Here is an 8,544-nt window from a genome sequence, read left to right as displayed (position 1 = left end):
CGCCGGCGAGACCGATGGAGAGCGAAATGCGGGTGCCGTGGATGAGGCGGCTCAAAAGGTCTCGCCCCAGCCGGTCGGCGCCCAGGATGTAGAAGGGATCGCGCGGGTTTTCCACGCCCATGAACTTGACCGACATGGGAATGAAGCCGGCCAGCAGATAGGGATTGGACGGCGCGAAGAACCGCACCGGAATGATCTCTTCGGGGTCGAGCACGAAGCTGCGGCGCATGGCCTTGCGGTCGACCTCGGTCTTGTAGCCGTTGACATGGGGTATGAAGGCCCAGCCGCCATTTTCATCCTGGACGATGAAGTGCAGGCCCTGCGGCGGCGCATAGGTGTAGCGGGCACTGTAGGCGGCGGGATCGGTGGGGGCGAGGAACTCGGCCAATGCCGCCACCAGATAGAAGAACAGCACGATCCAAAGGCTCACCACGGCGAGCTGATGCTGGCGGAAGCGTCGCCACATCAGCCCCATCTGGGATTCGCGGCGCGCCTTGGCCGGCGCGGCCAATGGGGTTTCGGCAAGGGTTTGCATGGCCATCCTACTTGCCCCCGTAGCGAATGCGCGGATCGATCCAGGCCAGGAGCAGGTCCGAGATCAGCGTGCCGATGACGGTGAGCACGCCCAGCAGCATGATGATGGCGCCGGCCAGATACATGTCCTGGCTGGTCAGCGAGCGCAGCAGCAAGGGACCGGCCGTGGGCAGGTTAAGCACCACCGAGACGATGACCGAGCTGGAGACCAGCGCCGGCAGCAGCCAGCCCACGGTGGAAACCAGCGGATTGAGCGCCACGCGCACGGGATATTTGAGGATCACCTTCCATTCCGGCAGGCCCTTGGCCCGGGCGGTGGTGACATAGGGCTTCTTGAGCTCGTCGAGCAGGTTGGCGCGCAGGATGCGGATCAGCTCCGCCGTGCCCGCCGTGGCCAGCACCAGGATCGGCGCCCAGGCATGGGCAAGGAAGTCCCACAGCTTGGGCAGGCTCCAATGGGCATTTTCAAAGGCCGGCGAATAGAGCCCGCCAATGGTGGTGCCGAACCAGACGAAGCTGAGATACATCAGCAGCAGCGCCAAGAGGAAATTGGGAATGGCCAGGCCGATGAAGCCGGCAATGGTGGCCAGGTAATCGCCCAGGGAATATTTCTTGACCGCCACATAAACGCCGATGGGCAGGGCAATGGTCCACATGACCAGGACGGCAAGGCCCTCCACGATGAGCGAATTGCCCAGGCGCCCCCAGATGAGGCTGGTGACCGGCGCCTTCCACTCGAAGCTCTGGCCGAAATCACCGCGCATGAGGATGCCCGAAACCCATTTCCAGTATTGGACGATAAAGGGTTCGCCGAACCCGTATTGGCGGCGCAGCGCCTCGATGGCGGCGGGATCGACGCGGTCGCCATTGGCGCTCAGGGTGGCGACATAGGTGGTGAGATAATCGCCGGGCGGCAGCTGGATGATGGCGAAGGCAACGAAGCTGACGGCCCAAAGCGTAAGCACCATGGCGATCAGCCGGCCGGTGACGAAACGCAGCATATGCGCCTCCCTGGAATAGCGAACCCGGAGCTTGCCATCCCCCCGGGAGGGGAGAGGGCAGATCGTGGCAATGAAGGCCGGTCGGCCTCAGCCGTCCCGCGACCCGGGGGAGGGGTCGCGGGGGGCCGGGAGGAACCCTATTCCTGGGCGAAGTACCACTGGAACGGGTCATAGGGGGCCGGGGTGGGGAACAGATAAGCGTGAAGCATCAGTTCGGCGACGTTCCGCAGATTGTTTTTGGCGATGTAGTATCCCTCGCCGGGCAGGCTGATGCCGATCACCGGGAAGTTTTCCTTGCCGATGGTCAGGATCTGGCGCATCAGATCGTCGCGCCTGGCCGGATCGCCCTCGGCCCGCAGCTCGGTGAGCAGGTCCATCTGCTTCTTGGCCCAATCGGCCGGCTCTTCGGCGATTTCGGGGCGCGAGCCCTGGAACCACTGCGCCCAGCGATAGGCCCAGACGGATTCGTCACCCGCCGCCATGTAGTAGCGCGGCTCCTGCACCACATCGAGGCCGCCGTCGCCCTGCCAGATCTGAGCGTCGTAATCGCCCAGGGGACGCTTGTCGTAATAGAGCGTGCGGTCGATGTTGTTGAGGTCGATCTTGATGCCGCCGGCCCCCAGTTGCAGCTGGATGAGCTCCATCATGTCGATCCATTCGGGACGCACGGTGGAGATCAGGTCGACGGTGATGGACAGGGGCGAGCCATCGGGCATGGTATAGTTGCCATTGGCATCCTTGGGCCCCAGCCCGGCCGCCTCGAAGGCCGCAGCCGCCGCGTCGGGATCGAACTCGGTATATTGCTTGGCGTATTCCTCGTCATAAAAGACCGACTCGGGCCGCGGGGCCACCTGGTAGGGTTCGCCCTGGCCGGTAAAGACCACGTCGATGATTTCCTCACGGTCGATCAGATGGCTGATGCCGATGCGGAAATCCTTGTTCTGGAACAGCTCGCGCCGCGCCGGATCGACGTGGTTGAGGTTGAACTGGAGAACAAGCGTGTTGGAATTGGACAGTACGTTGGCGCCCAGGCGATAGTCGCCCGCTTCCTGCCCATCATAGAACAGGGGCTGGTTGGCGACGGTGGCGATGTGGCGATCCTGGTAGTCGATCTCGCCATTGAGAGCCATCAGCGTGATCTCTTCGAGCGAGTCGGAAACGCGCATCTCCAGCCGGTCGATATAGGGGAGCTGGTTCCCCTCGGTATCGACCTTCCAGTAGTAGGGGTTGCGCACGAAGGTGGTGCGGGTGGCATCGCCCGTCAGGGGCTCGTCGATCATCCAGGCATTCATCATCGGCAGGTCGGGATTGGCCCAGCGGATGGTTTCGGTGGCCCAGGAGCAGCGATCCTGCATATAGAGTTCCCAGGTCTCAAAGCCCGCTGCCTTGGCATTGGCCACCGCGTCCGGGTTGTATTTGGGATAGAACTGGGAGCAGTAATCCTTGCTCAGCGAAACCAGCGTGAAGCCGTTGACGCTGGCCAGGTCGTCCATGATGACGCCATTGGGATGCTCGAACACCAGGCTGAAGGTGGTATCGTCGATGACATCGACCGTGACGGGGTTGCGCGGGTTCTTGACGAAGGTGCCCACGCCATAGCCGGGCTCGGAGAACAATTCGACCGAGAAGGCGATGTCGGCGCTGGTGAACGGGGTACCGTTGTTCCACTTGAGCCCGTCACGCAGCTTGAAGGTGTAGGTGCGCGCGTCCTCGCTGACTTCCCAGCTTTCGGCCAGGTTGGGGATGATCTCGGTCCAGTCCCGATTGTAGCGTACCAGGCCGTCATAGGCGACGGTGCGCGCGATCCAGGCATTGTCCAGGCCCCCGCGCAGCGCCGAATGCCAGGTGCCGCCATAGGTGCCGACCGATTCCACCGGCGTCACCACCAGCGGATTGGACGGCAGGCGCTGCTCCACCGGGGGCAGCGTACCGGCGGCGACAGCCTCATCAAGCGCGGGAGCCTGATGATATTGCTGGGCATAGGCAAAGCCGGAAACCGATAGCAAGGTGACCACGGCGGTGGCCCGCAGCAAAGCCGAGCGGGTCAATCCTCCAGAAAATCTTTTCATATTCTTCCTCCCAAAGACCGCAAAGCTGCGGACGCCTCCTCACGACGCGAAGGGAGCCTAGAACACCACTTGCGTTAACGCAAGTATTGCGGCAAAATTCCTTAAATTACGCAATTTGCGTAATACTTGCGTTGAGATTTGAGGGCGTTGGGGCTGTGAATTTCCGGCCAAGACGACCCTGGAGGCAGACGCAACCGCGAAAGGGAGGACTGAAAATTGACGCCAGCCGAGTGCGTGGCCCGCCATGACGACATCGACCTGCAACTGCTCTATTTCACCAGCACCAGCCTGTCGAGCGACGGGCGCGCCCTGGTGGCGATCGGGCAAAGGGACGGCAATCCCAACCTTTTCCGGGTGGACCTGGCCAGCGGCGCCCTCGCCCAACTGACACAGAACAGCGAGGGCTGGCTGCGCTCCTATGTCTATTTCGACGGGACGCCTTATAAGGGGTTCGGCAAGGCCAGCGTCAGCTTCGATGCCGCGCGCGGCGTGCTGTATTATCTGCAAGGGCGAGACATCCGCGCCGTGGACCTGGAGGGCACGGAGCGGGTGCTGGCGCAGTTGCCCGACAACCAGGTGACCGCTTTCACCCATGTCTCGGCCGATGGCAGGCTGCTTTGCGTTCCAACCACGGACGAGGCGGCCTTTACCGAGGATGAGGCCTGGAAAGAAAAGCACCATGGCATCGATGCGCGGGTGCGGCGGCTGGGGCTCAATTCCTGGCTACGGGTCTATTCGACCCAGACCGGCGAGGAAGTATTGTGCGAGCCGGTGCCGCACGCCTGGGTGACGCATGTGCAATTCTCGCCCGTCGATTCCCGCCGCATTCTCTACAATCACGAATGGCCTTCCGATTGCGGCATCCGCCGCGTCTGGCTTTGGGATGGAGCGAGCCATATCCGCCTGCGCGAAGAGGGGGCGGGCCGCAGCCGGCGGGACTGGACCTGCCATGAAATGTGGGAGCGGGATGGCAGCGCCGTCATCTATCACGGCCTCTACAGCGATGGCGGCGCCTATATTGGCCGGGCCCGGTTCGATGGCGCCGAACCCGCCGAAATCCGCCTGCCGCCAAGCTGGGTGCGCTATGGCCATTTCACCGTTGGCCCGGATGAAACCATGCTGGTGAGCGACGGCTATTATCAGGGCGGGCCGGAGGATGAGAGCCGCAACTCGCCCTGGATCTCGCGGCTGGACGTGGACTGGGCCGGCGGACGGGTGCGCTGGCGGGTGCTGGGACGCTCGGAGTCCTCCTGGGACAGCCAGGACAGCCATCCCCACCCCATTACCGATGCGGCGGGGCGCCATGTCTATTTCACTTCGGACAAGGACGGAAAGCGGGCGATCTATCGCCTGCCCGCGCAACAGGAGCGGCCGGTGGCCGATGTGAGCTTCGGCGCGCCCTGAGATTCAGGCGAGCGTGGAGACGGTTTCCCCGATCAGCATGGAAACGCCGATTTCAAGCTGCTGCACCGCCGTTTCGCCTTCCAGATGCTGCACCAGCAGGTTGATGGCGGCGCGGCCGATGGCTTCGCGGTCGACATGGACGGTGCTGAGGCGGGGCGTGGCCATGCCGGCAATGGGCAGGTCGTCGAAGCCGATGATGGAGAAGCTGCGCGGCAGGGGGCTTTCGGGCGCATAGATGCCGTCAAGCATCTCCACCGCCGCAATGTCGTTCCAGATGAAAGCGGCGGTGACGTCGTATTTGCCCGCCAGCAGATCGCGCAGCAATTCGCCGGTCTGGCGCTCATCGGTATTGACCATGGTGCCCACCGCGCCGGGCGTGCGCGAAATCGCGGTTTCAAAGCCGCGCTGGCGCTGGCGGATGGTGGGGCGGTAGCGATGGGTATAGTGCAGGATGCGCCGGTGGCCGGCATCGAGCAGGCGCTGGGTGGCCATGAAGGCGCCGTAGTAATTGGCGGGGGAGACGGAACTGACGCGCATGTCGGGATCGCTGCCATTGACCAGCACCACCGGAATGCCGGCCTGCTGCGACCAGGCGGCCAGATCGCTCCAGGCGTCGATGCCGGCCAGGAGCAGCCCGCCCGCATCGGTCTGGGCGACCTGCTTGGTGATGAGGTCGAGAGTGACCGCCGCCTCCTTCACCAAGCGCACCTCCAGTTGCACGCCGGCGGCGGCGGCCTGGGCCTGCATGCCCTCGACAATGCCGAAATAAAAACCGGAAAGGCCACTGGTGGCGCTGCCCAGCGGCACCAGCGCCAAGGCGCGCCGGTCACCGGCGACACTGGCCGGGCCATGCTTGGACCTGTAGCCCAGGCTGCGCGCCACCCGCTGCACCTCGCGGCGCACGCCATCGCTGATGCCGATCTCATTGGCCAGCGCCCGCGACACCGTGCTGACGGAAACGCCCAGTTTCTCGGCGATATCGGCCTGGCTGGCCCGTCTGTTGGGCGGCATGGTCATCCCCTCGTCGTGCAATTACGCAATATTTGCGTTTCTTGAACAAGACAAGACCCGCCGCATCGAAATGCCCGCTTATGCGCGGCCATGTGACCGAATTGGCTCACGGCCAGGCGGCATAGGAGCCTTCGCGCCCGGCGCGCTGGAGCAGGAATTGCTGGCGGTAGCGGCCGGGCGACATGCCGGCGCGGCGGGCGAAGAAGCGGTTGAAATAGCCCGGATCGCGAAAGCCCAGCGCGTCGGCGATCTCTGCCACTTGCAGGATCGAGCGCTCGAGCAGGCTTTCGGCATCTTCCATCAGGCGGCGATGCACCAGCTCCAGCGGGCTCTGCCCGGTGGCGCGGCGAATGGCGGTGGTCAGCCGGTCGGTGGAGACGCCCATGGTGCGGGCATAATCGCCGATGCGCCATTGGGCCCGGGCGTTGAGCTCGACCAGTTGCAGGAAATTCTGCACGAGCTGGCGCGGCGAGGACTGGGGCTGCACCGAGGCGCCACCACCCCAGCGCCAGAAGGCGATCAGCACCAGGCACAGGCGGCTGATGATAACCTCGCGCATGCCGGGCAGTTCGCCCAGCGCCTCGCGGCGCATGTCCTCGAGATCGCGCACCGCGCCGCGCGCAGCCGCCGCCTCGATGCGCACCCCGAGCATCGGCCGCTCGATGGCCTGGCGCAGCGGTCCGGCAATCGAGCTGGCCGGCACCACCCGCCCCAATGCCGCGTCGGAGACCGCCATCATCGCCCCGCGCGCGCCGGCATCGAGCCGCACCCGGGCAAGGCTGCCGCTAGGGAGCCAGACGACGCAGGGGCCTTCGAGCGGATGGGCGACACCGGCCAGCAGCACCGAGCCGCTGCCCGAGGCGAGCACGAAGCCATGCCCGCCCAGCCGGGCAGTGGCGGAGGAAAAATCCCATTCATGGGCGGTGAGCGCGCCGGCCAGTTCCTCGACCTCGACATCCTGCACGAAGCCCGATGGCAGCGCCCGCCCATTGCCGACCATGATTACCCCTCCAAAACCCGTTAAAAATACAATTCTCTTTCTCAAATGTCCATTTGATCGCTTTTGCCTGCGGCCTAGGGTCGAAGAGGAGCGGAACCGGACGCCAAAAGGACCAGCAAGGTCGGCGCCGGAACCTGACCCCGACGAGGAGAGCCGCCCGCATGGCGGGCATGGGAGGAAACATGACCAATCTGAGCCGTAGAACCGTCTTGCAGGGCCTGGGCGCCGGCGCCATGGCCACTGCCCTGGCCGGCCTGCCCGTGATGGCGCAGGACCGCAGCGCCATCCGCATCGGCTATGCCGTTCCCAAGACCGGCGCCAATGCCGCCGGCGCGGGCATTTCCACCACGCCCAATTACGTGCTGTGGGTGGACGACGTGAACAAGGCCGGCGGGCTCAAGCTGAGCAAGCTCGGCGTCACCCTGCCGCTCGAAGCGGTCGAATATGACGACCGCTCCAGCACGGAAGAACTGGTGCGCGCCATCGAGCGTCTGGCCACCCAGGACAAGGCCGACTTCATCCTGCCGAGCTGGGGCACCGGCCCGAACCTGGCCTCGGGGCCCACTTTCGACCGTTTCGGCTATCCCCAGCTGGCCGCCACCGCCGTGACCGACATGGCGCCCGACCTGGCCAAGCGCTGGAAGCACAGCTTCTGGATGCTGGGCGGCGGGCACGACTATGCCAATGCGCTGGTGCAATTGCTGGTCAAGCAGCGCGACGCCGGCGCCATCAACAACAAGGTGGCCATCGCCTCGGTGGCCGATGGCTTCGGGATCGACCTGTCCAAGGCGGCGACACCCGCCTTCACCCAGGCCGGGTTCGAGCTGGTCTATGACAAGACCTATCCGCTGGGCACCTCGGACTTCGCTCCCATCATCAACGAGGTCGCGGGGCTGGGGGTCGACACCTTCGTCGCCTTCTCCTACCCGCCCGACACCTTTGCGCTGACCCAGCAGGCGGTAGCGGCCAATTTCAGCCCGAAAGTCTTCTATCTGGGCGTGGGCACCGCCTTCCCGGTCTATCCGGGCATTGCCGGGCCGAACCACAATGGCGTCATGGGCGTGGGCGGCATCGACCCCGACAGCGAAAAGCTGGCGGCCTATTTCGAGCGCCATACCGCCCTGATCGGCCAGGCACCGGACAGCTGGGCCAGCGCCATCACCTATGCGAGCCTGGAAATGCTGCAACAGGCCGTAGAGCGGGTGGGCGATATCGACCGCGAGGCCATCACCCAGGAACTCGCCACCGGCGAATTCGACACGGTGATCGGCAAGGTGAAGCTGGTGGACAATCAGTTGCGGAGCCTGTGGACCGTGGGCCAGTGGCAGGACGGCAAGTTCGTCGGCCTCGCCCATACCGAGCGCGCCGGCAGCCGCGAGCCCATGGTGCCCAAGCCGGCCTGGGTGCAGGGGTAAGGAGGTCTCGGTCCCAACGCCCCCTTCCCCTTGAGGGGAGGGATCAAGGGTGGGGGTTCGGCAACCTCACCGTCTTCGGCGGCAGCATCTGACTCGCTGAACCGCCCGAA

General features: G+C 64.8%; 6 protein-coding genes and 1 pseudogene. 2 read left to right on the top strand and 5 right to left on the bottom strand.

Annotated elements, in window-relative coordinates; translation table 11 throughout:
- The 3 genes and pseudogenes from VDP82_RS10075 to VDP82_RS10065 all read right to left on the bottom strand — a co-directional run.
- A pseudogene (locus VDP82_RS10075) lies at positions 1-541 on the bottom strand (ABC transporter permease); the annotation flags it as partial.
- Between the two features lies 1 nt (position 542).
- Positions 543-1,535 (bottom strand): ABC transporter permease, encoded by a 993-nt coding sequence (locus tag VDP82_RS10070; RefSeq protein ID WP_323014718.1) that lies wholly within the window; start codon positions 1,533-1,535, stop codon positions 543-545.
- A 137-nt stretch (positions 1,536-1,672) separates the two neighbouring features.
- Positions 1,673-3,604 carry an ABC transporter substrate-binding protein gene (locus VDP82_RS10065; RefSeq protein ID WP_323014717.1) on the bottom strand — a complete coding sequence of 644 codons (1,932 nt, stop codon included), beginning with the start codon at positions 3,602-3,604 and terminating at the stop codon, positions 1,673-1,675.
- A 216-nt stretch (positions 3,605-3,820) separates the two neighbouring features.
- Here VDP82_RS10065 and VDP82_RS10060 point away from each other — a divergent pair, with 216 nt between their 5' ends.
- Positions 3,821-5,008 (top strand): oligogalacturonate lyase family protein, encoded by a 1,188-nt coding sequence (locus VDP82_RS10060; RefSeq protein WP_323014716.1) that lies wholly within the window; start codon positions 3,821-3,823, stop codon positions 5,006-5,008.
- A gap of 3 nt (positions 5,009-5,011) precedes the next feature.
- Here the strand turns inward: VDP82_RS10060 and VDP82_RS10055 are convergent, their stop codons facing one another.
- On the bottom strand, positions 5,012-6,019 hold the full coding sequence (locus VDP82_RS10055; RefSeq protein ID WP_323014715.1) for a LacI family DNA-binding transcriptional regulator: 1,008 nt from the start codon (positions 6,017-6,019) through the stop codon (positions 5,012-5,014).
- Between the two features lie 106 nt (positions 6,020-6,125).
- Positions 6,126-7,019, bottom strand: a complete 894-nt coding sequence (locus VDP82_RS10050; RefSeq protein ID WP_323014714.1) for an AraC family transcriptional regulator — start codon at positions 7,017-7,019, stop codon at positions 6,126-6,128.
- Positions 7,020-7,201: 182 nt separating this feature from the next.
- Here VDP82_RS10050 and VDP82_RS10045 point away from each other — a divergent pair, with 182 nt between their 5' ends.
- A complete protein-coding gene (locus VDP82_RS10045; RefSeq protein ID WP_323014713.1) occupies positions 7,202-8,434 on the top strand; it encodes an amino acid ABC transporter substrate-binding protein in 1,233 nt (410 codons plus the stop codon).
- Positions 8,435-8,544 lie beyond the last annotated feature (110 nt).

Origin of the sequence: Devosia sp. (genome assembly GCF_034675085.1) — a bacterium.
Classification (GTDB): Bacteria; Pseudomonadota; Alphaproteobacteria; order Rhizobiales; family Devosiaceae; genus Devosia.
Note: the sequence above shows the minus strand (reverse complement) of the source record. Positions and strands in the feature narration are given on the sequence as shown.